26 protein-coding genes are annotated in these 23,564 nt (G+C 69.7%); 1 reads left to right on the top strand and 25 read right to left on the bottom strand.

All coding sequences use genetic code 11. The features are described from left to right. Window positions 1-2 precede the first annotated feature (2 nt). The 5 genes from ACFWW9_RS04810 to rpsB form a co-directional block, all read right to left on the bottom strand. Window positions 3-869 (bottom strand): phosphatidate cytidylyltransferase, encoded by an 867-nt coding sequence (locus tag ACFWW9_RS04810; protein WP_390371415.1) that lies wholly within the window; start codon window positions 867-869, stop codon window positions 3-5. A 31-nt stretch (window positions 870-900) separates the two neighbouring features. Beyond that, on the bottom strand, window positions 901-1,458 hold the full coding sequence (gene frr / locus ACFWW9_RS04805; RefSeq protein ID WP_390371413.1) for a ribosome recycling factor: 558 nt from the start codon (window positions 1,456-1,458) through the stop codon (window positions 901-903). Window positions 1,459-1,507: 49 nt separating this feature from the next. Beyond that, window positions 1,508-2,218: a UMP kinase gene (gene pyrH, locus ACFWW9_RS04800; protein ID WP_390371607.1), complete on the bottom strand. Its 711-nt coding sequence runs from the start codon at window positions 2,216-2,218 to the stop codon at window positions 1,508-1,510. Between the two features lie 112 nt (window positions 2,219-2,330). Continuing rightward, the gene (gene tsf, locus ACFWW9_RS04795; RefSeq protein ID WP_390371410.1) at window positions 2,331-3,146 is read right to left on the bottom strand and encodes a translation elongation factor Ts; all 816 of its coding nucleotides are present in this window, start codon (window positions 3,144-3,146) and stop codon (window positions 2,331-2,333) included. 117 nt (window positions 3,147-3,263) lie between these two features. Further along, window positions 3,264-4,121 (bottom strand): 30S ribosomal protein S2, encoded by an 858-nt coding sequence (rpsB, locus tag ACFWW9_RS04790; protein WP_259628078.1) that lies wholly within the window; start codon window positions 4,119-4,121, stop codon window positions 3,264-3,266. A gap of 675 nt (window positions 4,122-4,796) precedes the next feature. On the opposite strand from rpsB, the gene ACFWW9_RS04785 reads away from it, so the two are divergent. Next, the gene (locus ACFWW9_RS04785; RefSeq protein ID WP_390371407.1) at window positions 4,797-6,041 is read left to right on the top strand and encodes a M23 family metallopeptidase; all 1,245 of its coding nucleotides are present in this window, start codon (window positions 4,797-4,799) and stop codon (window positions 6,039-6,041) included. A gap of 79 nt (window positions 6,042-6,120) precedes the next feature. Here ACFWW9_RS04785 and ACFWW9_RS04780 read toward each other — a convergent pair whose 3' ends face one another. The 20 genes from ACFWW9_RS04780 to ACFWW9_RS04685 form a co-directional block, all read right to left on the bottom strand. Beyond that, window positions 6,121-6,963, bottom strand: coding sequence for a FliA/WhiG family RNA polymerase sigma factor (locus ACFWW9_RS04780; RefSeq protein WP_390371605.1), 843 nt, complete (start codon window positions 6,961-6,963; stop codon window positions 6,121-6,123). A gap of 160 nt (window positions 6,964-7,123) precedes the next feature. After that, window positions 7,124-8,101 (bottom strand): tyrosine recombinase XerC, encoded by a 978-nt coding sequence (locus tag ACFWW9_RS04775; protein ID WP_390371404.1) that lies wholly within the window; start codon window positions 8,099-8,101, stop codon window positions 7,124-7,126. A 53-nt stretch (window positions 8,102-8,154) separates the two neighbouring features. Next, window positions 8,155-9,273: a DNA-processing protein DprA gene (dprA, locus tag ACFWW9_RS04770; RefSeq protein ID WP_390371402.1), complete on the bottom strand. Its 1,119-nt coding sequence runs from the start codon at window positions 9,271-9,273 to the stop codon at window positions 8,155-8,157. A gap of 629 nt (window positions 9,274-9,902) precedes the next feature. Beyond that, window positions 9,903-11,420, bottom strand: coding sequence for a YifB family Mg chelatase-like AAA ATPase (locus tag ACFWW9_RS04765; RefSeq protein ID WP_390371400.1), 1,518 nt, complete (start codon window positions 11,418-11,420; stop codon window positions 9,903-9,905). Continuing rightward, a complete protein-coding gene (locus tag ACFWW9_RS04760; RefSeq protein ID WP_390371398.1) occupies window positions 11,420-11,788 on the bottom strand; it encodes a YraN family protein in 369 nt (122 codons plus the stop codon). The genes ACFWW9_RS04765 and ACFWW9_RS04760 overlap by 1 nt, the downstream gene beginning before the upstream one ends. 219 nt (window positions 11,789-12,007) lie before the next feature. Next, on the bottom strand, window positions 12,008-12,331 hold the full coding sequence (locus ACFWW9_RS04755) for a DUF2469 domain-containing protein (RefSeq protein ID WP_259628072.1): 324 nt from the start codon (window positions 12,329-12,331) through the stop codon (window positions 12,008-12,010). Continuing rightward, a complete protein-coding gene (locus ACFWW9_RS04750) occupies window positions 12,331-13,128 on the bottom strand; it encodes a ribonuclease HII (protein ID WP_390371395.1) in 798 nt (265 codons plus the stop codon). The genes ACFWW9_RS04755 and ACFWW9_RS04750 overlap by 1 nt, the downstream gene beginning before the upstream one ends. A 9-nt stretch (window positions 13,129-13,137) precedes the next feature. After that, entirely contained in the window at window positions 13,138-14,052 is a 915-nt protein-coding gene (gene lepB, locus ACFWW9_RS04745) for a signal peptidase I (RefSeq protein WP_390371393.1), read from the bottom strand. Window positions 14,053-14,088: 36 nt separating this feature from the next. Next, on the bottom strand, window positions 14,089-15,027 hold the full coding sequence (lepB, locus tag ACFWW9_RS04740; RefSeq protein WP_390371390.1) for a signal peptidase I: 939 nt from the start codon (window positions 15,025-15,027) through the stop codon (window positions 14,089-14,091). Between the two features lie 34 nt (window positions 15,028-15,061). Next, window positions 15,062-15,421: a 50S ribosomal protein L19 gene (gene rplS / locus ACFWW9_RS04735; protein WP_330878493.1), complete on the bottom strand. Its 360-nt coding sequence runs from the start codon at window positions 15,419-15,421 to the stop codon at window positions 15,062-15,064. Window positions 15,422-15,588: 167 nt separating this feature from the next. Continuing rightward, on the bottom strand, window positions 15,589-16,341 hold the full coding sequence (gene trmD / locus ACFWW9_RS04730) for a tRNA (guanosine(37)-N1)-methyltransferase TrmD (protein WP_390371387.1): 753 nt from the start codon (window positions 16,339-16,341) through the stop codon (window positions 15,589-15,591). Beyond that, window positions 16,331-16,849 carry a ribosome maturation factor RimM gene (gene rimM, locus ACFWW9_RS04725; protein WP_390371384.1) on the bottom strand — a complete coding sequence of 173 codons (519 nt, stop codon included), beginning with the start codon at window positions 16,847-16,849 and terminating at the stop codon, window positions 16,331-16,333. The genes trmD and rimM overlap by 11 nt, the downstream gene beginning before the upstream one ends. A gap of 26 nt (window positions 16,850-16,875) precedes the next feature. Continuing rightward, window positions 16,876-17,115: an RNA-binding protein gene (locus ACFWW9_RS04720; RefSeq protein ID WP_025360511.1), complete on the bottom strand. Its 240-nt coding sequence runs from the start codon at window positions 17,113-17,115 to the stop codon at window positions 16,876-16,878. Further along, window positions 17,112-17,549: a 30S ribosomal protein S16 gene (gene rpsP / locus ACFWW9_RS04715; protein WP_390371381.1), complete on the bottom strand. Its 438-nt coding sequence runs from the start codon at window positions 17,547-17,549 to the stop codon at window positions 17,112-17,114. Before rpsP ends, ACFWW9_RS04720 begins: the two co-directional genes overlap by 4 nt. A gap of 155 nt (window positions 17,550-17,704) precedes the next feature. After that, window positions 17,705-18,469 (bottom strand): LamB/YcsF family protein, encoded by a 765-nt coding sequence (locus ACFWW9_RS04710; RefSeq protein ID WP_390371378.1) that lies wholly within the window; start codon window positions 18,467-18,469, stop codon window positions 17,705-17,707. Continuing rightward, a complete protein-coding gene (locus ACFWW9_RS04705; protein ID WP_390371376.1) occupies window positions 18,466-19,245 on the bottom strand; it encodes a CPBP family intramembrane glutamic endopeptidase in 780 nt (259 codons plus the stop codon). Before ACFWW9_RS04705 ends, ACFWW9_RS04710 begins: the two co-directional genes overlap by 4 nt. Before the next feature lie 15 nt (window positions 19,246-19,260). Beyond that, complete coding sequence (locus ACFWW9_RS04700; protein WP_390371375.1) at window positions 19,261-19,977, bottom strand: CPBP family intramembrane glutamic endopeptidase; 717 nt, start codon at window positions 19,975-19,977, stop codon at window positions 19,261-19,263. Window positions 19,978-20,166: 189 nt separating this feature from the next. Next, a complete protein-coding gene (locus ACFWW9_RS04695) occupies window positions 20,167-21,237 on the bottom strand; it encodes an amidohydrolase family protein (RefSeq protein WP_390371373.1) in 1,071 nt (356 codons plus the stop codon). Then, window positions 21,234-22,769, bottom strand: a complete 1,536-nt coding sequence (gene ffh / locus ACFWW9_RS04690; RefSeq protein ID WP_390371370.1) for a signal recognition particle protein — start codon at window positions 22,767-22,769, stop codon at window positions 21,234-21,236. The genes ACFWW9_RS04695 and ffh overlap by 4 nt, the downstream gene beginning before the upstream one ends. A gap of 59 nt (window positions 22,770-22,828) precedes the next feature. Continuing rightward, window positions 22,829-23,371, bottom strand: a complete 543-nt coding sequence (locus tag ACFWW9_RS04685; protein WP_390371369.1) for an AAA family ATPase — start codon at window positions 23,369-23,371, stop codon at window positions 22,829-22,831. Between the last annotated feature and the right edge of the window lie 193 nt (window positions 23,372-23,564).

The following is a 23,564-nucleotide window of genomic DNA, read 5'->3' as shown; positions in this document are numbered from 1 at the left end:
GGCTACGGCACGAACAGGTGCAGCAGCAGCCAGCCGACCACGGCCGACGGCAGCAGCGAGTCCATGCGGTCCATCAGCCCGCCGTGACCGGGCAGCAGCGTGCCCATGTCCTTGATGCCGAGGTCCCGCTTGATGAGCGATTCGACCAGGTCACCGGCCGTGGAGCTGATCACCAGGGCGGCACCGAACAGCACGCCCTGCCACCACTGGCCCTCCAGCAGCAGGCTCACCGTGAGCGCGCCGCCGACCATGCCCGCGACGAGCGAGCCGGCGAAACCCTCCCAGGACTTCTTCGGGCTGATCGTGGGGGCCATCGGGTGCTTGCCGAACAGCACGCCAGCGATGTAGCCGCCGGTGTCCGACAGCACGACGCCGAGGATGAACGCGATCACCCGGAACGCGCCGTCCTCCGGCACGACCAGCATCACCGCGAACGAGGCGAACATCGCGACGTACGCGACCGTGAAGATCGACGCCGTGAGGTCGCGCAGGTAGCCGTCCGCACCGTCCTTCAGGCGCCACAGCATGCACGCGAGCATCGTGATCACGAACGCGCTGAGCACGCCCGCCCGCTCGTACGGCCAGGCCAGCCACACGACGGCCTGCCCGCCGACGAGCACGGGCACCAGGGCGACCTGGATGCCCGCGCTCGTCTTGAGCGCGCGGGACAGCTCGAAGATGGACACGGCCACCGCCGCCGCGACGACGGCGATGAACACCTGCCGCACGGTGAACAGGGAGACGAGGACCACGACGCCGAGCCCGACGCCGACCGCGATGGCCGACCGCAGGTCACGCCCCGCCCGTGACGGCTTCTTCCCACCGTCCGCGCTCACAGCCCGCGCGTCCTGCTCACCACCGGCTGGCACCTGTGCTCCTATCACGACTCCCACGTCACCATCAGACTTCGAGCAGCTCGGCTTCCTTGTGCTTCACGAGCTCGTCGATCTGGTGCACGTAGTTCTGCGTCACCGATTCGAGTTCCTTCTCGCCGCGAGCGCCCTCGTCCTCGCCGGACTCGCCGTCCTTCACCAGGCGCTCGATCTCTTCCTTCGCCTTGCGGCGGATGTTGCGCATGGTGATCTTGGCGTCCTCGCCCTTGGTCTTCGCGACCTTCACCATCTCCCGGCGGCGCTCCTCGGAGAGCTGCGGGATGACGACGCGGATGATCGAGCCGTCGTTGCTGGGGTTCACGCCGAGGTCGGAGTTCCGGATCGCCTTCTCGATGGCGTTGAGCTGGCTCGCGTCGTAGGGCTTGACGACCGCCATCCGCGCCTCGGGGATCGCGATGCTCGCCAACTGGTTCAGCGGGGTCGGCGAACCGTAGTAGTCCACGACGATGCGCGAGAACATGGAGGGCGAGGCGCGGCCCGTGCGGACGGCCGCGAGGTCGTCCTTCGCCACGGCCACGGCCTTTTCCATCTTCTCCTCGGCTTCGAGGAGGGTCTCGTCGATCACGGCTACTCCTTAGTGCGAGCCGGGGCAGTACTGCCTGTTCCCAGCGGGTCTAGAAGGACGGGCGACCACCGGGGGTGCTCACCAATGTTCCGATCTTCTCACCACGCACCGCCCGCGCGATGTTCCCCTCGGTGAGGAGGTTGAACACCATGATGGGCATGTTGTTGTCCATGCACAGGCTGAACGCGGTGGAGTCCGCCACGTTGAGCCCGCGTTCCAGCACTTCGCGGTGCGTGATGTTGTCGAACATCAGCGCGTCCGGGTCGATCTTGGGGTCGGCGGTGTAGATGCCGTCCACGGCCTTCGCCATGAGCACGATCTCGCAGCCGATCTCCAGCGCGCGCTGCGCGGCCGTCGTGTCGGTGGAGAAGTAGGGCATGCCCGCGCCGCCGCCGAAGATCACGACACGGCCCTTTTCGAGGTGGCGCATGGCGCGGCGGGGGATGTAGGACTCGGCGACCTGGCCCATCGTGATGGACGTCTGGACCCGCGTGTCGATGCCGTGCTCGCGCTCCAGGAAGTCCTGCAACGCCAGGCAGTTCATCACGGTGCCCAGCATGCCCATGTAGTCCGCGCGGCTGCGGTCCATGCCGCGCTGCTGGAGTTCGGCGCCGCGGAAGAAGTTCCCGCCGCCGATGACCACGGCGACCTGGGCGCCGGTGCGGACCACGGCCGCGATCTGGCGGGCGACGACGGTGACGACGTCGGGGTCGACCCCGACCTCCCCGCCGCCGAACATCTCCCCACCGAGCTTGAGCATCACGCGCTTGTAACCATCAACGTCTTCGCTCACAGGTCCTCCTCGCGGCGCTGGAAGTCTGGACACGGCGAAGGCGGGGTTGCGATGCACTGCAACCCCGCCCTCACGCGAATCAGGCCTGGCCGACCTCGAACCGGGCAAAGCGGGTAACCGCGACGCCGGCCTCGTCGAGCACTGCCTTGACGGTCTTCTTGGACTCCTTCACCGAGGACTGCTCCAGGAGCACGACGTCCTTGAAGAAGCCGTTCACGCGGCCTTCGGCGATCTTGGCGATCGCGGCTTCCGGCTTGCCCTCCTCGCGGGCGGTCTCCTCGGCGATGCGGCGCTCGTTGGCGACCACCTCTTCGGAGACGTCCTCGCGGGTGAGGTACTTCGCGCGCATGGCCGCGATCTGCTTCGCGGTGTCGGCGGCGACGGCCTCGTCGGTGCCCGTGTACTCGACGACCACGCCGATGGCGGGCGGCAGGTCCGCGGAGCGGCGGTGCAGGTAGGTGGTGACGGTGCCGTCGAACACGGCCACGTTGCCGACCTCGAGCTTCTCGGACAGCTTCGCCGAGTACTCCTCGACCACGGTGGCGACGGTCTTGCCGTCGACCTCGCTGGTCAGCAGGGTCGCGACGTCGTTGGCGCGCGAGGCCTTGGCGGCCGCGAGCACCGTGGCGGCGAACTCCTGGAAGCCGTCCGTCTTGGCCACGAAGTCGGTCTCGCACAGCACCTGGACCATCACGCCGTCCTCGGCGGTGACGAGACCGTTGGTGGCGGTGCGGCCGGCGCGCTTGCCGACGTCCTTGGCACCCTTGATGCGCAGGATCTCGACGGCCTTGTCGAAGTCGCCGTCGGTCTCCTCGAGCGCGTTCTTGCAAGCCATCATGCCCGCGGCCGTGAGCTCGCGGAGGCGCTTCACATCAGCGGCGGTGTAGTTCGCCATCGTGCGATTTCCGTTCCTTCTGCGGTCCGATGTCGGCGGTGGCCGACGTGGGTTACGCGCGAGTTGGTGCTGAACACGCCGCGCCCACGGGTCCGTGGGCGCGGCGTGCCGCTGCTATCAGGACTGGACGGGCTGCTCGGCAGGCGCCTCGGCGGTCTCGGCGGCCGGGGTGGCCTCCGCTGCCTCGGGCGTCGTGCTGGTGAGCAGCTCCTGCTCCCACTCGGCCAGCGGCTCGTCGATGCCGGGCTCCGGCTTGTCGTCGCCGTCAGCCGCGTTGTTGCGCGCACCGGAGCGGGCCATGAGACCGGCGGCGGCCGCCTCGGCGACGACCTTGGTCAGCAGCGCCGCGGAACGGATCGCGTCGTCGTTGCCCGGAATCGGGAAGTCGACCTCGTCCGGGTCGCAGTTCGTGTCCAGGATCGCGACGATCGGGATGTGCAGCTTGCGCGCCTCGCCGACGGCGATGTGCTCCTTCTTGGTGTCGACGATCCACACCGCGGAGGGCACCTTGGCCATGTCGCGAATGCCGCCCAGCGTGCGGGACAGCTTGTCCTTCTCGCGGTTCATCATCAGGATTTCCTTCTTGGTGAAACCCTGGAAACCGCCGGTCTGCTCCATCGACTCCAGCTCCTTGAGCCGCTGGAGGCGCTTGTGCACCGTCGAGAAGTTGGTGAGCATGCCGCCCAGCCAACGCTGGTTCACGTACGGCATGCCGACGCGGAGCGCCTCGCTGGCGATCGCTTCCTGCGCCTGCTTCTTGGTGCCGATGAAGAGGATCGACCCACCGTGCGCGACCGTCTCGCGGACGAACTCGTACGCCCGGTCGATGTAGGTCAGCGTCTGCTGGAGGTCGATGATGTAGATGCCGTTGCGCTCGGTGAAGATGTAGCGCTTCATCTTCGGGTTCCAGCGACGGGTCTGGTGCCCGAAGTGCACGCCGCTGTCGAGCAGCTGCTTCATGGTGACGACGGCCATAGCCGGGTTCGCACCTTTTCGATCAGGCGCACCGGACCGGCCGGTACGCGCATTCCGGTTGTCGCGGTAAGCCGGGATGGCCGACCGCCCTAGTGCCCTGCCGCCGCCCAGACCCGAAGTTTCGTGCACCTTTGGGACCGCCGGACGCCGTGACTCGACCACACTCGAAAGGGATCGGATCAGCAGTGGCACGCGAAGTCGCCCTGTACGCAGACGGGGCGTGGAACAAGTGTACGCCGAAACCCCCTGAAGTCCGAACCGGGGCCTCCAGTTGTCCACAGGCCACCCCGTTGTCCACAGATCCGAATTACGCGATGGCGTAACCGCAGGTCAGCCCGGACCGTGAACCCATGACCACGACACCGAGCACCACCGGTCCAGAAACCACAGCGCGGGCGACGTCATGGCTCCACCACGCCCTACGCCAGGCCATGGGGAAACCCGCACCACCCCCATCACCGAGGCCCCGACCAAGCACCACCCGAACGGGCTTCATCCACTCGATCCGTCCACGCCTGGCCGGTCTCCGCACTCCTTGCCCCCGTGTCACCCGTGCAGCTTCACGCCCCACCCCGATCCCCCAGCCACTGCTCACCCCGGATCACGAGGCCTGCCTCCGCCGCTTCACCACCGGAACCACAAACCCCACCAGCGCACCCAAACCCCGACCCGCTCATGCCACCTGACCTGGCCACAGTGGGCTCACCACCACCCTCGCCGCCCCCACCGGCGCACTCCCCCACCCCACGCAACCCGTCCAGGCAGAGCACCCCACCCGCACCGGCCCGCTCCGCGCTGCCAGCGCCAGCAGCCCTACCGCTGCCAGCGCAGCCAGCGCAAACAGTGCTGGCAACGCCACCCGCGCTGCTGCTGTCGCCTGCCCTACCCATGCCAGCCACACCACCCGCGTTGCCCCTGCCACCCACCTCAGCCACGCGGCCAGCATCAGCCGCGCCGCGAGTCTCGCCTGCTCTGGCCATGCCAACTGCGCTGCTCGCACGACCCGCACCACCACTGCCGCACGATCCCGCCGCGCCACCAACACCAGCCGCCCCGCTGGTGTCACCTGCCCTACTCGCGCCGACTGCACCATCCGCGCCACCAGTGCTGTCCAAGCCAGCCACACCACCAGCCACGCTGCGGGTGCCACCCGCCCCAGCCATGCCAACTGCGCTGCCCGCGCCACCCGCACCACCATTGCCGCGTAAGCCAGCCGCGCTACCTGCCCCAGCCGCGCCACCGGTGTCGCCCGCCCTAGCCATGCCGGGTGCGCTGGCCGCACCACCTGCGCCGATGGTGTCGCCCAAGCCAGTCGCGCTATCAGCGCTAGCTGGCCTACTCGCGCTGCGCGTGCTGTCCATGCCGCTCGCGCCGCCGGTGCGATCAGCGGTACGGGCTGTGCTGTCTGTGCTGGTCACCGTGGTGATGGTCGTGTTGGCCGTGTGTCCGCCTGCTGTGGCGCGGCGGGGTGTGTACGTCTGGCCTCTTGCGCCGCCGCACCCGGTGTTGCGGGCCTTCAGTGCGCCCATGACCACCTACGGGCCGGGGCATCGGGGGGTTGACCTGGGCGGGACCGCCGGTGATGCGGTGTTGGCCGCCGGTGATGGCACCGTGCTCTTCGCGGGTGAGGTGGGTGGGCGGCCGGTGGTGTCGCTTGTGCACGGTGGTGGGGTGCGGACCACGTACGAGCCGGTGGAGCCTGGTGTTCGCGTGGGGACTTCGGTGCGGCGTGGGGAGGTGGTTGGGGTGCTTCTGGCCGGGCATTCCGGCTGTCCTCAGGCCGCTTGTCTGCACTGGGGGGCTCGGCGCGGGCTGGAGTACGTCGACCCGATTCGGTTGGTCTCGCCCGGTCGAGTGCGGTTGTTGCCCCTGCCACCTGCGGTGACTGCCGGGCGGGCTCTATCGGTGGGGAGCGGGTGAAGCGGTTCCGGCGTGGGCGTGGCCGGAAGTGCGGGACTTCCGGCCACGGACGGCTGGTGCGGACTCCTCGTGGGAGTGGTCAGTCCGACTGCTCGTTGAGCTTGGTGCGGAGGCGGAGCACCGCTCGGGTGTGCAGTTGGCAGACCCTGGACTCGGTGACGCCCAAGACCTTGCCGATCTCGGCGAGGGTCAGGTTCTCGAAGTAGTAGAGGGTGACCACTATTCGATCGCGTTCCGCGAGTTGGGCGACGGCGTCCGCGAGTTGGCGGCGGCTGTCGAGGTCGACCAGGGTGGCGACGGGGTCTTCCGCGTGGTTGTCGGGCAAGGACTCGGCTAAGGACGCGCCTGCCCCGGTACCCCCGCGACCTGCGGCGATCAGCTCGTCGAGTGCGACGACGCTGGTGAGTTGCAGCTGGGCGTACAGCTCGCGGAGCTCGGCGAGGCCGATCTTCAGCTCGGCGGCGAGTTCGCGGTCTGTCGGTGTCCGCTGCAACTGTGCGCCGAGGCGTTCCAGCGCCCGCTCGACGTCCCTCGCGCGGGAGCGGACCGAGCGCGGGACCCAGTCCTGGGAGCGGAGGTCGTCGAGGATCGCGCCGCGGATGCGCTGCATGGCGTAGGTCTCGAACTTCAAGCCGCGTTCGAACTCGAACTTCTCGATCGCGTCGACCAGCCCGAAGATGCCGGACTGGATCAGGTCGCCGACGTCGACGTGGGCGGGCAGGCCCGTGCCGACCCGGCCCGCGACGTACTTGACCAGCGGTGCGTAGTGCAGGACCAGCCGGTCGCGCACGACCTGCTCGTGCGAGCGGCCGTAGGTCTGCCACAGGGCGATGATCCCGGCTTCGACGTCGTCCGCGGTCCGCGATTCGGACGCCGGGTGGGCCGGGCGCTGGGAGCCGTTGCGCACGGCGGGCGTGAGCATGACGGAATGGCCGTTCGTCACGGCACTCCCGTTGCGGAGCGGGTCACCGTCGATGCGGTGACCGTTGGTCCCTGTCGGGGAGTGCTCCTCCGACGTGGTTCCGACGTGCGCGGCGGAAGGGGTGTTCACGGTTGCGGTCCGCGAACCTCCCCCTGCGACGTCAGGAACGGGGGTGGGTTCGGTCATGGATCGCCTTCAGCCGTTCGACAGTGACGTGTGTGTAGAGCTGAGTTGTTGCGAGCGTAGCGTGACCAAGGAGTTCTTGGACTGTGCGCAGGTCCGCTCCCCCTTCCAAGAGGTGTGTCGCCGCTGAGTGGCGAAGTCCGTGCGGCCCGAGGGGGGCCGTGCCGGGTACCGCACCCACTACATCGTGAACAACCCGTCTAGCGGTACGGGTATCCAGCCGCCGACCTTGGACCCCCACGAACAGCGCGTTCGACGCACCGGCGCTGACCAGCGCCGACCGGCCCTGTTCCACCCAACGTCGTACCGCACGTTCGGCCGGAACGCCGAACGGCACAGTGCGTTCGCGACTGCCCTTGCCCAGAACTCGAATCACCCTCAGGGAGTAGTCCACGTCGTCGAGGTCGAGACCGCACAACTCGGCGACTCGAACACCCGTTGCGTAGAGCAACTCCACCACGGCTTGGTCACGGAGCGCAACCGGATCGCCATTCTCCGCTGCGAAATCCGCTACGGACATCGCCGCCTCGGCCTGATCGGGACGCAGCACGGCGGGCAGCGTCCGGTGCGGGCGAGGAGCGGAAAGCCGCGGTCCGGGGTCGTCGGCGAGCAGCCCGACGCGAGCCGCCCAGGCGGTGAACGTGCGGGCCGCCGCAGCTCGGCGCGCCATCGTCGTCCGACTGGCACCACCGGCCAACTGCGCCGCCAACCACGAGCGCAGCGCGGCGAGGTCGACGGAGTCGACCGTCGCGTCGGCGGGGTTGTCGGCGGCCACATGTACGAGGAGTCCGACGACGTCGCCTTGATACGCACGCACCGTGTGCGGCGACAACCCGCGCTCCGCGGCAAGGTGGCGCTCGTAGCGGTCCAGGACCTCGCGAACGTCCGCGGGCAACTCGGCGCGCGACCGGACGAGGTCGACACGGCGCGTCCGCGCGGGCGGTGGCAGGGACATAGCCCATGACGCTGCGCCCTCGGTGACCCTTGGTCAAGCATCGCCACACCCTTCTAGGCATGAGAGCGCTTCCAACCGGACTCGACTCGTTCCGCCAGGCCCGCCAATTCCAACTCCGGCAGAAATGCCCTGACTGTCGACAAAGCGACTCCCGAGTCGACGGCGATCCTTTCCGCGCTGTGGCCCGACACCAGCCCCAACGCCTCGTGCACGCGTGCCGCATCTCCTTGCTGCGGACCGATGACGGGCGACGACCGCCGCGTCGCCTCGACCAGGTCGACGCCGAGCCGCCCGGTCGACTCGATCACCTCGGCGACGCTGCTCACGGCGATCGCCTCCCCGGACCGCAGGAGTTCGTGGCAGCCGGTGGAACTCATCGACGTGACCGGCCCCGGCACCGCCATCAGCACGCGCCCCAACGCGGACGTCGAAGCGGCCGTGTTCTTCGCCCCGCTGCGCCGCCCGGCCTCGACCACCACCGTGCCGTCACCGAGCGCGGCGATGAGCCGGTTCCGCGTCAGGAACCGATGTCGTGCAGGCGTTTGCGCGGGCGGGTACTCGCTGACCACGAGGCCACGCGCCGGAATCCGCGCGATCAACCCGGCGTGCCCGGCCGGGTAGGCGACGTCCACACCGCAGGCCAACACCGCGACGGTGGCCCCTTCCGCGGACAGCGCCCCGCGATGCGCACACCCGTCGATCCCGTACGCGGCCCCGGACACGACCACGACACCGGCCTCGGCGAGCCCGTACCCGAACTCCGCCGCCACGTGCTCCCCGTACCCGCTGGCCGCACGGGACCCCACCACAGCGACCGCGCGCTCGGCCAGTTCGGCGACGTTCGCCTTGCCGCGCACCCACAACGCCAACGGCGCCAACCCGCACTTCAACCCGTTGGCGGCAGCGAGGACAAGCGCGTTGAACGGCCACTCAGGCCATTCCTCGTCCTCGGGAATGACCAACCGCCCACCGACCTCCGCCACCCGTCGTAGGTCGTCCGCGGCCCGATCCTCCGCCCGCCGCGCCGACGTCTGCGTCTCCACGCTGGGAGGCACCTTGCCCGCTTTGACGAGTTCGGCCGCCCTGATCGGGCCTTCCTCGGCGACGAAAGCGGCCAGGGCGGGAGCGGGCGGCTCGGCGACACGGGAGAGGTAGGCACGGGCCAAGCGCACTCGATCAAGGCTCACGGTTGCCCCCGGTGACGGGATTTCGTTGGCGCTGCGGGGTTCTGGTGAGGGCGGGGAGGGCCGGATGAAGGGATTTGGGCATGGAGGACTCCTTGGTTGTTGGTGTGAAACGGTTTCGCGCGACGGTCGAGGTAAAGGTGTTGGTACCGAAGGGATTTGGGAGTGCATGGCGGCAGGGACCACTCGGATTTACGACGAGTGGGAGTACAGCGGGAACCTTCGGCACACGGGCAGCAAGTGGGCAGAAGGAAGCGGGCGATGAACGAGCAGGAGCGGCGCGGGATGGGTTGGCGAATGAGCCCGGATGGTGGGCTCTGGGTGTGAAGGACGGGCGAATGTGGGAGGGCACCGGAAGGGAGAAGAGGTCCGGAGGACTGGGGATGGGATAGGCCAGGGCTGGTGAGTGAGTGGTGGATGAGGAGGTGGAAGGGGTCGATGAGCCACCCGAGAGGCGACTGCGGCGAACAAGCCGGGTGAGCCCAGTGGGTGGCCCAAGCGATGACCAGATCGCTTGGGCGGTGGTCGGGCTACTCGAAGGCGGCCTGCGCGATAAGGCGGATGCCCCGCGGGAGTGAGTCCGAGCAGCAGCCTGGCGGCGAGCGGGTCGGGTGTGGTCAGGGGCGGCGTTCGCGGAATTCGAGGGCGGCTGCCACGTGGGCTGGTGTGGGTTGGGGGGCTTCTGCCAGGTCGGCGAGGGTCCAGGCGACTCGGATGCAGCGGTCCGCGCCGCGGCCGGTGAGAGCGCCTGTGGAGAGGGCTCGGTCCAAGAGGGCTGTTGTTTGGCGGGGTAGGGCGAATTCTCGGCGTAGGGCTGGGCCTGGGACTTCGGCGTTGGTGAGCCACGGTTCGCCGTGGGAGGACCAACGGGTCGCCGCTCTGGTGCGGGCCTTGAGGACGCGGTGGCGGACCACCTCCGTGGGTTCTGGGGACGAGACTTCCGCGCCGTTCATGGCGGTGAGAGGGCGCATCCGCACGCGGAGGTCCACTCGGTCCAGGAGCGGGCCGGAGAGCTTGGTGAGGTACCTGCGGCGGTCTCTCGGGGTGCAGGTGCAGTCGATCTCCTTCGGTGGGGCGCAGGGGCAGGTGTTGGTGGCCAGGACCAGTTGGAAGCGGGCCGGGTAGCGGACCGTGCCCGCTTGTCTGGCCAGGCGGACCTCGCCTTCCTCCAACGCCGTGCGGAGGGCGTCGAGGCCTACTCGGCTGAACTCGCAGGCCTCGTCCAGGAACAGGACGCCGCGGTGGGCCTTGCTGGCCGAGCCGGGTTTGGCCAGGCCGGTGCCGCCGCCGACCAGGGCCGCCACCGACGCCGAGTGGTGCAGGGCGATGAACGGCGGGGCGTTCACCAGCGGGGCCTCGGTGGAGAGCAGGCCCGCCACGGAGTGGATGGCGGTGACCTCCAGGGCCTCCGGGGTGGTCAGGGGCGGCAGGAGACCGCTGAGGCGTTGGGCGAGCATGGTCTTGCCGGTGCCGGGCGGGCCGCTGAGGAGCAGGTGGTGGGCGCCCGCCGCGGCGACCTCCAGGGCCCACCTGGCCTCGGGTTGGCCCACGACGTCCGCCAGGTCCGCCGACGGTGGCAGCGCTGGGCACTCCGGGGGCGGGGCTGGGGTCAGGGCCGTGTCGTCGCCGCGGAGCCACGTCACGACCTCGGTCAGGGTGGTGGCCCCGTGGATGGCGAGGCCCTCGACCAGCGACGCCTCGGCCAGGGACTCGACGGGGACCACGGCCTGGAGCAGGCCGGACCGGCGGGCCGCGAGCAACGACGGCAGCACGCCGCGAACGGCCCGGAGCCTGCCGTCCAGGGCCAGTTCGCCCAGCAGGACCGTGGTGGCCAGGCGGTCGGCCGGGATGGTGCCCGCCGCCGCCAGCACGACCGAGGCCAAGGCCAGGTCGTAGCCCGCGCCACCCTTGGGCAGCGCGGCCGGGGACAGGCCCAGGGTGACGCGTTGGCTCGGCCAGTCGTGGGCGCTGTTGCGGATCGCCGCACGGACGCGGTCCTTCGACTCGTGCAGGGCCGCGTCGGGCAGGCCGAGGAGCTGGGTCTTCACGGTGCCCGCGCCGACGTCCGCCTCGATCTCGACGGGCACGCCGTCGACCCCGAACAGGGCCACCGACCAAGCCCTCGCGAGGCCCACTACAACCCCTTCAGGTGATGCAGGCGGACTTCACCCTCCGGTGGCCACAGAACGGCGACGGCGTCGTACCGGACGTCCACCCAGCCGACCCGGAACGCCATCAGCCAGCGCTGGGTCGCCTTGCGGACGCGCGCCAGCTTCTCCGGGGTCACGGCCTCCAGCGGGCCGCCGAACTCGGTGCCGGATCTGCTCTTGACCTCCACGACGACCAGCCGGTCGCCGTCGGTCGCCACCACGTCGAGCTCGCCCTCGCGGCAGCTCCAGTTGCGGCTCAGCACCACCAGGCCCTGGCGCTCCAGGTACTCGCAGGCCAAGTCCTCGCCCTGCCTGCCAAGGTCCGGCCTGGTCCGGTCCACCACGGTCGTCATCCCTCGGTCCCCCTCGGTCGTCTGGTGTCGACTTTGCCGAGGGGCGGAGGGACGGGCCAGGGGGAATTCCGGAACTGTGGACAGGTGGTGGGGTTGTGGACAACTCGCGATCTTGAACGGCGAATTGTCGGTACCCGGTGCTATACGCGCGAGCGGCGGACAGCCGTCAGGGGACCCCTCCACGTGCGGAGGGGTCCCCTGACGGCAGAGGTCGGCGGATCAGGTGTCGAACGGGCCGCCCTCGGGAAGTCGCAGGTCGGGCTTGTCCAACTCCTCGACGTTGACGTCCTTGAACGTGATCACGCGGACGTTCTTCACGAACCTCGCCGGGCGGTACATGTCCCACACCCAGGCATCGGACATGCGCACCTCGAAGTAGACCTCGCCGTCCGCGTTGCGAACCTGCACGTCGACCGAATTTGCCAGGTAGAACCGCCGTTCGGTCTCCACGACGAACGAGAACTGGCTGACGATGTCGCGGTACTCCTTGTACAGCGACAACTCCATCTCGGTCTCGTACTTTTCGAGATCCTCTGCACTCATTACGCCTCCGCGCGGGTAATCATCGAATCCGCGCCCCTCCTCGTCGCGAGCCCTGCCACCCCCGCAGCAGCAGGGGGTGCCCCATTCTGGACCACGCCGATCGCGGCCACACTGCGCGCCACACGGTGTGGCGGCTCAAGTCCGTGCCGGATCGCGGCTGACGCCACGTTCGCATACGACCACCGGTGCTCCGCGCTCGGCCCGTGCTCCACCAGCGCGGAGGTGTGGACGGCGGTGCAGTACCCCTTGTGGACGTCGAAGCCGTACTCCGGGAACGTCCGGTGCATCCCGGCCATGATGCGGTCCCTGGTGACCTTCGCGAGCACCGAGGCGGCGGCGACGCAGGCCGCGACCTGGTCGCCCTTGACCACCGGCATGCTCGGCGCGGTCAGGCCCGGAACCCGGAACCCGTCCGTCAGCACGTAGCCGGGGTGGCCCTTGAGCTGGGCGACGGCCCGCCGCATGCCCTCGATGTTGGCCACGTGCACGCCGATCCCGTCGACCTCGGCGGCCGGGATCACGATCACCGCGTAGTCGACCGCACGGGCCAGCACGACGTCGTACATGCGGTCCCTGGCGGCCGCGGTGAGCAGCTTGGAGTCGGTGAGGCCCTCGAAGCGGGCGGCGTCCTTGGGCTTGAGCACGCACGACGCCACGACGAGCGGACCCGCGCACGCGCCGCGGCCCGCTTCGTCGACCCCGGCGACCGGGCCGAGCCCGCGCCGGTCCAGCGCGGCCTGCAGAGCCCAGATCCCGGCGTCCCGCCGAACGACCGCGCGGGGTGGGTTGAGGATCACCCGACGACCTTATCCCAGCGTCTTGCGGCGGAACCTGGCCCGCGCCCGCTTGCCCAGGAACAGCACCGGCCACGCGAAGGCGATGCCGACGCCCGCGGGCACGGCGGACTGCCAGCCGGGGGCTCCCATGGCCACGGCCTGGCCCTGCGGGTTGTGGTCCGTCACGCCCTGCCAGCGCGAGGGCGGCAGCACGACCGCGCGGGCCTTGCCCACGACGTTGCCGATCGGCACGAGGCCGCCCTCACGGCCGTCGCCCTGGCAGCGCGAGTCGCACGAGTCGTTGCGGTTGTCGCCGAGCACGAACAGGAAGCCCTGCGGGATCGTCAGGTCGGCGAACGACTCCTGGACCGTGCTGCGGCCCGGCTCCCAGTAGATGTACGACTCGTCGAGCGACTTGCCGTCGACCATGACGCGGTTCTTGTCGTCGCAGCACTTCACCGTCTGGCCGCCGACCGCGACGACCCGCTTGACGAAGTCCTCCTGGCTCGCCGACGGCAGGCCGATGAGCGATCCGAGGCCCTGGAGGGCCTTCTGGAACGCGTTCGTCGGCTCCTGCGTCACGAAGTCGTTCTGCCAGCTCTGCGGCCCGTGGAAGACGATCACGTCGCCGGGAGAGGGCTCGCTGAAGTCGTACGTGATCTTGTCGACCAGCACGCGGTCGCCGTAGCAGCCGTTGCAGCCGTGCAGCGTCTGCTCCATCGACTCCGACGGGATCATGTAGACGCGCGCCAGGAACGTCTGGATGAGGAAGGCGAGGCCGAAGGCCACCACCACCAGGATCGGCAGTTCCTTCCAGAACGAGCCCTTGCGCTTGCCCTTCTGGGCCTTCCGCGCGCGCGCTCGCCAAGCCTCGACCGCCTCTTCATCGCTGGAGCGATAGGGGTCTTCATCGGATGGGCCTCGGGAGGGCACGACGTCTACCACCCGCTCAGAGTACCCAGATCACGTGTGTGGGCCCGGTCAGCGACGGGTGAAAAGGCGTTTCCGCAGTCGGCGGCCGAGCAGCAGAACCGGCCATGCCGACGCGATTCCGACACCGGCGGGCAAACCGCGCTGCCAGTCCGGCGCCCCGATGGCGACGGCTTGGGGGTTGTGGTCGCTGATGCCGCCCCAGCGTGAGGGCGGGATGACGATCACGCGGGCCTTGCCGATGACGTTCTCCTCGGGCACGGTGCCCGCCACGCCGCCGCCGCCCTGCTTGCGCGAGTCGGTGGAGTTCGTGCGGTTGTCACCCATCACCCAAAGGTGTCCCGCGGGGACCTTCACGGGCTCGAACGGGTCGTGGTCCTCGGGACCGGTGCCCGGCTGCCAGTAGATGTACGGCTCGTCCAGCGGCTTGCCGTCGACGAGGAGCCGGTGCTGGTCGTCGCAGCACTGGACGGTCTGGCCGCCCACGGCGATGACGCGTTTGACGAAGTCTCGTTCGTCCGGCGGCGCGAGGCCCACCACGGAGGCGGCGCTCTGGAGCGCGGCGACGACCGGGTTGTCCGAACGGTTGGACTGGATGTCGTTCTGGCCCCACGAGTCGGGACCGCGGAAGACGACCACTTCACCAGGGGAGATGTCGGTGAAGTCGTAGGTGATCTTGTCGACGAGCACCTTGTCGTTCACGCAACCGGGGCACCCGTGGAGCGTTTTCTCCATCGACGCCGAGGGGATCACGTAGACCCGCGCCAGGAACGTCTGGATCACGAAGGTGAGCACCAGTGCCGTCCCCGCGAGGATCAGCAGTTCACGCCACAGCGGGGTCTTCTTCTTCGCCTTGGACCTGCCGCCCCCGGCCGAGTCCGGAATGGACTCGAACTCGGCCTCGGGGGTAACGGCTGGGTCGCTGACACGATCTTCACCGGAGGGTTCTGAATCGTTGTCGTCAGCGGACGAACGCACGGGGTCTGCCACGAAGGCAGGCTACGCGTAGTGCTGCGAGGTGCTGTCAGGCACCCGGCTTGGCGGTGCGCTTCTCCTTGATCTTGGCGGCCTTGCCGCGCAGATCGCGGAGGTAGTACAGCTTCGCGCGACGCACGGCGCCGCGGGTCGCGACCTCGATCTCCGAGATGTTCGGGGAGTGCACCGGGAAGGTGCGCTCGACGCCGACGCCGAAGGAGACCTTGCGAACCGTGAAGGTCTCGCGAATCCCGCCACCCTGGCGGCGAATCACGATGCCCTGGAACACCTGGACCCGCTCGCGCGTGCCCTCGATGACCCGGACGTGAACCTTCAGCGTGTCGCCCGGCCGGAAGCTGGGAATGTCGGAGCGCAGCGACTGGGCGTCAAGAGCGTCCAGGGTGTTCATCGGTGGTCCGTCCTCGTCCTCATGTGTCTCGCGTACTCCCCCAGAGCGCATTGAAGCTTCAGAGTGCGACACCTTGGGGGCGGGCTTGCGGCGCGCGCCGGAACGAATAACCGGCTGCAGCAACCTGTCCAGTGTGCCAGATGGGCACCTCCGGAATGAAATCGACCCTACTCCTCCACCGACCGCAGTCGGTCGAGCAGGGCCCGGTCGTGCTTGTCGAAGCTCTCCGCGGGGAGGGCTTCGAGCAGTTCAGGACGCCTGTGCAGCGTCCGTTCGAGCGATTGGTCACGCCGCCAGCGGTCGATCAGCTTGTGGTTGCCCGACAGCAGCACGTCCGGCACGGACAGGTCGCGCCACACCTCGGGCCGCGTGTAGCTCGGCCCTTCCAGCAGGCCGTCGGAGAACGAGTCCTCCGCCGCCGAGCGCGGGTTGCCGAGCACGCCGGGTAGCAGCCGGACGACGGCCTCGACCATCACCAGCACCGCCACCTCGCCGCCGACGAGGACGTAGTCGCCGATGGAGACCTCGTCCACGCGCATGCGGGTCGACGCGTCGTCGATCACGCGCTGGTCGATGCCCTCGTAGCGCCCGCAGGCGAACACCAGCCGCGGCTCGGCCGCGTACTCGTGCGCCAAGGCCTGGGTGAACGGCCGCCCCGCCGGGGTCGGCACGACCAGCCGCGGCGGCGGGTCGCCCGCGCACACCTGGTCGAGCGCGTCGCCCCAGATCTGCGGCCGCATCACCATGCCGGGACCGCCGCCGTACGGGCTGTTGTCCACGGCCTTGTGCACGTCGTGCGTCCAGTCGCGGAGGTCGTGCACGTCAACGCTGATCAGGCCCTTGTCGATCGCCTTGCCGAGCAGCGCGGCCCTGATCGGGTCGAGGTACTCGGGGAAGATCGTCAGAACGTCAATCCGCATCGAGCAGGCCCTCCGGCGGGTCGATGACGACCTTGCCCGCCTTCACGTCCACGGTCGGCACGATCTGCCGCACGAACGGGACCAGCAGCTCGCCACCGCCCTCGCGGTTGACGACGAGCAGCTCGGCGCCCGCTCCGTGCGCGATCTCCTTGACGGTGCCGACCTTCGTCCCGTCGAGCATCTCCACGACCAGGCCCTCGAGCTCGTGGTCGTAGAACTCGTCCGGGTCGTCGGTCGGCGGCAGGTCGTCGGTGCTGCCCAGCAGCAGCGTGCCGCGCAACGACTCCGCGACGTCCCTGGTCAGCACCTGCTCGAAACGCACCAGCAGCCGCCCGGAGTGGTTCCGGGCGGCTGCGACGGTGAGGGTGCGCGTCGTCCCGTCGCGCAGCTTCGCGACCAGTGCCGAACCGAGCGCGAACCGCGTCTCGGGTGAATCGGTGCGCACGTCAACGGCGAGTTCGCCGGTGATCCCGTGCGCCTTGGCCACGCGGCCGACGACGACGTCCATGCCCTACTTCTGTGTTCGTGTTGTGGCTAGCGGTCGGTGTCGACCACGTCGACGCGCACGCCACGACCGCCGATGCCGGCCATGACGGTGCGCAGGGCGGTGGCGGTGCGACCGCCGCGCCCGATCACCTTGCCGAGGTCGTCCGGGTGGACGTGCACCTCGAGGGTGCGACCGCGACGAGTGGTGACCAAGGTCACCCGGACGTCGTCCGGGTGGTCGACGATGCCACGAACGAGGTGTTCGAGGGCGTCAGCCAACAAACTCACGCCTCGACCTTGGGCGCCTCGGCGGCAGGTTCCGCGTCAGCCTTCTTCGCGGACTTCTTCTTCGGGGTGGTGGCCTCGGCCATCGGCTCCGACGAAGCGGCGGCGAGCGCGGCGGCGAAGAGGTCGGCCTTCGACGTCTTGGCCTCCTTCACCTTCAGCGTGCCCTCGGCGCCCGGCAGCTTCTTGAACTTCTGCCAGTCACCGGTGATCTCCAGCAGGCGCTGGACGGACTCGGTCGGCTGCGCGCCGACGCCCAGCCAGTACTGCGCCCGGTCGGAGTCGACGTCGATGAACGACGGCTCTTCCTTGGGGTGGTACTTGCCGATCGTCTCGATGGCCTTGCCGTTGCGGCGGGTGCGAGCGTCCGAAACGATGATCCGGTAGTACGGCTGACGGATCTTGCCAAGCCGCTGCAGCTTGATCTTGACGGCCACGGGTACTGGTACTCCTCAAGCTCTCGTTTACCAAGGTGCGGGCGCTCGTCACCCGAGTGGGGCACGGGTGGGAAAGCCCAAAGAACATGGCGCCACAGCACGGTGAGAGGGTCCGGCCTCGGCGAACAACAGTCCATTCTGCCAGACGGCCCGCGCTACGGCCGAATCGGTGGGGCGAAAGCCACCAGATCGACCCCCGCCGAGGTCAACGAGTCCCGCACCGCGCGGGCGTGCTCGACGGCTCCGGGGGTGTCCCCGTGCAGGCAGAGCGAGGCGGCGTCGGTCTTGAGCACGGTGCCGTCGACGGCGACCAGCTCCCCCGCCTCGGCGAGCCGCAGGGCGCGGTCGACGACCGCCGCGGTGTCCGTGAGCAGCGCGCCGGGGTCCTTGCGGGGCACGAGCGTGCCCTCCGGCGTGTACCCGCGGTCCGCGAACGCCTCGGGCACCGCGCGCAGCCCCGCGGCCTCGGCGGCGGCCAGCAGGCGCGAGCCGGGCAGGCCGAGCACCGGCAGCCCGCCGAACGCCCGCACGCCGTCCACGACGGCCCTGGCCTGCGCTTCGTGGTGCACGGCGGCGTTGTACAGCGCGCCGTGCGGCTTGACGTACGTGACGGCCGTGCCCGTCGCTCGGGCGCACGCGTCGAGCGCGCCGACCTGGTAGAGCACCTCGTCGGCGAGTTCGAGCGGGTCGACGTCGATGAACCGGCGACCGAACCCGGCGAGGTCGCGGTAGGACACCTGCGCGCCGACGGCGACGCCGCGCTCGGCGGCCTCGCGGCAGACGCGGCGCATGGTCGACGGGTCGCCCGCGTGGAAGCCGCAGGCGACGTTCGCGCTGGTGACGACGTCGAGCAGCGCGGTGTCGTCGCCGAGCCGCCAGACGCCGAACCCCTCGCCGAGGTCGCTGTTGAGGTCGATCACGACGGCATGACCCCCAGTGCGATGAGCAGGAACGTGAGGCCGGGCAGGAAGTTGTTGATCACGTGCGCCACCACGCTGGCGGTGAGCCTTCGGGTGATCAGCCGGGCGATGCCGATGGGCAGCGCGATGACGATCAGCAACGACGTGCGCAGCGGTTCGAGGTGGCTGGCGGCGAAGATCACCGTGGTGAGCAGGAACGCCGCCCAGCGGCTCCAGCCCTGCCGCTCGATCGCGCCCCACAGCAGGCCGCGGTAGATCAACTCCTCGCACACCGGGCCGAGGAAGCACACGTAGAGGAACATCACGACGGCCGCGGACACCGGCAGCGACTTGCCGTCCACGAGCTCGCCGATCGCCGACGTGGCGTTCTGGTCGCCGACGACCCGCGCCCACACCATGGCGGCCACGTAGGTCAGCAGGATGCCCAGCGCGCCGAGCTTGAGCCCGACCTTCACGTCCGCCCAGTTCCAGCCGAGGCGCAGGTCGATCAGCGGGCCGTTGCCGCGGACGTGCGTGATCACGATGGCCGCGACCGCCGCCAGGACGGTCGGCACCATCGAGCCGACCAGCACGAACGTCACCGAGCTGGAGAGGTCCGTGCCGGACGTGCTGGCGATGGCGGTGATGAACACCGCGCTCAGGATGAAAACGGCCTCCACGAGCAGGAACGCGCCGAAACCCCAGCGCTGCCCCTCCCGTCGCGGCTCCGGCTCACGGCTCACCGCGCGGACGCTGGCCAGCAGGCCCTGAGGTGGGGGTTCGAGCGGTGGGTTCACGGGACATCACCCTAATCAGGAGGCGCCGACGTACAGGTACACCGCCGGGAGCAGGTTGTTCGTGGCGTGCGCCACCATGCTGGACGACGTGCGCCCGGTGATCATCCGCGCCGAGCCGATGGCCAGGCCCTGGGCGAAGAGGCCGATCGTGCGCCAGGACTCCTCGTGCAGGAACGCGAAGATCAACGCGGTGAGGGCGAGGATGGTGAAGCGCGGGATCTTGTAGTGCTCCAGGGCTTTCCAGAGCGCGCCCCTGGTGAGGAGTTCCTCGGTGATGGGGGCGCCGACGAACACGAAGAGGGCGGCGACCGCCAGCCAGACGGATTTTCCGCCGGAGAGGAGGCCGATGTCCTCCAGGGCGGATCGGGTGTCGGCGGTGTCGCGGCGGACGCTGAGGAGGACCACGCCGACGATCCAGGCGAGCAGCAGGGACAGGCCACCACAGGCGAGGCCGACCTTGACGTCGCGGACCGTGGGCTTGAGGCCGAAGTCGACGGTCGGACCGTTGGCCTTGAGGCGCGAGACCACGGCGGGGCCCGCGCCCAGGAGGACGTTGGGGAGGAAGAGCAGGAGCAGCAACGGACCCAGCACGGGAGGGCTGGTGACGTCGAACTGCTCGAAGCGGTCGGCGGTGAGGGCCGTGACGACGAGGGTGGACAGGTAGTAGCCGGCCAAGCCGGTGAAGAAGGCGGCGAACGCCCAGTGCGCGCGTTCGGGGGTTGGTTCCTCCACTTGTACGAACGTACTGGGGCTTGGGCGCGGGTACCGAACAGGTCAACCCGGATGGAGGCGTCGGGGTCGAGAAGTCGATCTCGTCGGTGATCGCGGGCAGCGTCGGATTCCCCTTGCGCGCACGAGGGATGGGCGCAGGGGCGCGGACCGCGAAGCCGGGGAAACTCATGGCGGAGCTTCCCCGGTCCGCTAGTGGATGCGGCCCCGGAGCATGATCAGCTTCGGGTGGCGGAGGGCGTTGAGGTCGGTGCGGGGGTCGGTGTCGTAGACCACGATGTCGGCTGCTGAGCCCTCGGTGAGGTTGGGGTAGCCGAGCCAGGTTCGTGCCGACCAGGAGGCCGCTGCGATGGCCTGTTCCGTGGTCATGCCTACGCGGTGGAGGGCCTCGATCTCGTCGACGATGAGGCCGTGGGCGATGCCGCCGCCCGCGTCCGTGCCCGCGTAGACGGGGATGCCCGCTTCGATGGCCTTGGCCACCGTGGTTCCCACGCCTGCGTGGAGGGAGCGCATGTGGGTGGCGTAGGTCGGGTACTTCTCGGCCTTCGCGGCGATGCCGGGGAAGGTCTCGATGTTGACCAAGGTTGGCACTAGGGCGGCACCCGAGGTGGCCATGAGGGCGATGGTGTCGTCCGTCAAGCCCGTGCCGTGTTCGATGCAGTCGATGCCCGCCCTGAGCAAGCCCGGCAGGGCGTCCTCGCCGAAGACGTGGGCGGTGACCTTCGCGCCTGCCTCGTGGGCGACCTTGATCGCCTCGGTGAGGACGTCGTCGGACCACAGGGGGGCCAGGTCGCCCTGGGAGCGGTCGATCCAGTCACCCACGAGCTTCACCCAGCCGTCGCCGTAGGCGGCCTGCTCGGCCACGGCGGCGGGGAGGTCTGCCGGGTCCTCGACGTCCGTGCCCAGGTACGGGATGTAGCGCTTGGGGCGGGACAGGTGCCTGCCCGCGCGGATGATCCTGGGGAGGTCCAGGCGCTCCTGGAGCGGGCGGGTGTCCAGGGGGGCGCCGCAGTCGCGGAGGAGCAGGGTGCCCGCGTCGCGGTCGATCACGGCCTGCTCCGCGGCCTCGGTCAGGTCGACCGGGCCCTTCATGCCGATGCCCACGTGGCAGTGGGCGTCGACCAGGCCGGGCAGCAGGTAGCCGCCGTCCACGACGGTGCGGGCGCCGGGGACCTCGCGGTCGCGGATGCGGCCGTTGACCACCCACAGGTCGCGCTGGTCGCCGTCCGGGAGGACGACGCCCCTCAGGTGGAGACCGCTCATTTGTCGAACTTGAACTTCGACGGGTCGAAGCCGGGCGGCAGGTCGTTCAGGCCGCCGAGACCCGGAGGCAACTCCGGTGCGCCGCCGCCGGGGGGCAGGCCCGGCATGCCGCCGGGGAACATGCCGGGGAAGCCGCCCTTGATCTTGGGCTGGGTCGGGCCGCGGCCGCTGCCCTTGCCCTTCTTCCCCTTCTTGCCCTTGCGGTTCGTCTTGTTGCCACCGGGCATGCCGAAGCGGCCGGCCATCTGCGACATCATCTTGCGGGCGTCGAAGAAGCGGTTCACGAGGTCGTTGACGTCGCTCACCTTCACGCCGGAGCCGTTCGCGATGCGCAGACGGCGGGAAGCGTTGATGATCTTCGGGTCGTCGCGCTCGGCGGGCGTCATGCCGCGGATGATGGCCTGCACGCGGTCGAGGTGCTTCTCGTCCAGCATCGCGAGCTGGTCCTTCATCTGGCCCGCGCCCGGCAGCATGCCGAGCAGGTTCGCGATGGGGCCCATCTTGCGGATGGCGAGCATCTGCTCCAGGAAGTCCTCCAGCGTGAGCTGGCCGGACCCCATCTTCTGCGCCGCGACCTCGGCCTTCTCCTGGTCGAAGGCCTGCTCGGCCTGCTCGATCAGGGTCAGCATGTCGCCCATCCCGAGGATGCGGCTGGCCATCCGGTCGGGGTGGAAGACGTCGAAATCTTCGAGCTTCTCGCCGTTGGACGCGAAGAGGATCGGCTGGCCGGTCACCTCGCGGACGCTCAGCGCGGCACCACCGCGGGCGTCGCCGTCGAGCTTCGTCAGCACCACGCCGGTGAAGCCGACGCCGTCGGCGAAGGCCTGCGCGGTGTTGACCGCGTCCTGGCCGACCATCGCGTCGACGACGAACAGGACCTCTTCGGGCTGGACCGCGTCGCGGATGTCCTTGGCCTGCTGCATCAGCTCCGCGTCGATGCCGAGGCGGCCGGCGGTGTCGACGAGCACGATGTCGTGCTGCGCGCGCCGGGCTTCCTCGATCCCTCGGCGGGCCACGTCCACCGGGTTGCCCACGCCGTTGCCGGGCTCGGGGGCGTACACGGGCACGCCCGCTCGCTCGCCGACGACCTGGAGCTGCGTGACCGCGTTCGGGCGCTGGAGGTCGCAGGCCACGAGCATCGGCGTGTGGCCCTGGGTCTTCAGCCACTTCGCGAGCTTGCCCGCGAGGGTCGTCTTGCCCGCGCCCTGGAGGCCGGCGAGCATGATCACGGTCGGCGGGTTCTTCGCCAGGTTCAGCCTGCGGGTCTCACCACCCAGGATGCCGACCAGCTCTTCGTTGACGATCTTGATGACCTGCTGGGCCGGGTTCAGCGCGCCGGAGACCTCCGCGCCCTTGGCGCGCTCCTTGATCTTCGCGATGAACGTCCGCACCACGAGCAGTGCGACGTCGGCCTCGAGCAGCGCCACCCTGATCTCGCGGCAGGTGGCGTCGATGTCGGCCTCGGACAGCCGCCCCTTGCCCCGCAGGTTCTGCAGGACCGAGGTGAGCCGGTCGGAAAGGGTGTTGAACACGGTGCCGCCAGACCTCGCACGTCGTCGGATAGAGCAACGACCAGCGTAGCCGCACCGGATCAGTCGGGTGTCACGGACAGCCGCACCCGGTCCCGCCGGGTCAGCACGGTCAGCGCGTGCCAGCCGCGCGGCACCCAGCCCTCGGCGAACCGGTCGCGCAGCCACGCCGCGCGCCGGACGTGCCGGGCGAACGACGTGCCGCGCACCAGGCGGCCGCGTTCGACCTGGCCCGCCATGGCCTCCTCCGGCGTGGCGTCGAGCCAGAGGAACTGCCGGTGGCGGCCGGTGAGGACGCCGATCAGCACGAGCCACGCCCTGGTCGTCGGCCTGGTCGACGGCTCGTGGACGACGAGCAGACCGGTGCGGCCCAAGGCGTGGCGCAGGACCCTCAGCCGGTGCACCAGGTGCACCAGGGGGCGGTAGTAGCGGTAGGGCAGGCCAGCGGGGAGCACGGCGCGCAACTGGGGACGCACCTGGTCGGAGTCGAGCACCACGACCGGCGCTTCCCCCGGATCGAGGCGCGCCAACAGGGTGCTCTTGCCCGCCCCCGGCAGGCCGGCCAGGACAACGAGGGAACGTGGCCGAACCGCGACGGCAGTCATCGACTCCATAGTAGGAGGACGTTCGTCCTACTAGTCCGGTTCATCCGAAGTCGAGGGGCGGCCCAACCCCTCGACGGGCCGCCCCTCCCCACGCGGCCCGCACCCCCCTCGGGCCGCCGGTCACAGCCTGCCGGGCGGCGCGGAGGGGCGGGAGCGTGAGCACCCGGATCGGTTGTGCGTAGTCCTACGCGAC

The organism is Umezawaea sp. NPDC059074 (genome assembly GCF_042738955.1).
In the GTDB taxonomy this organism is placed as follows: domain Bacteria; phylum Actinomycetota; class Actinomycetes; order Mycobacteriales; family Pseudonocardiaceae; genus Umezawaea.
This window is presented reverse-complemented; position numbering and strand designations above follow the sequence as displayed.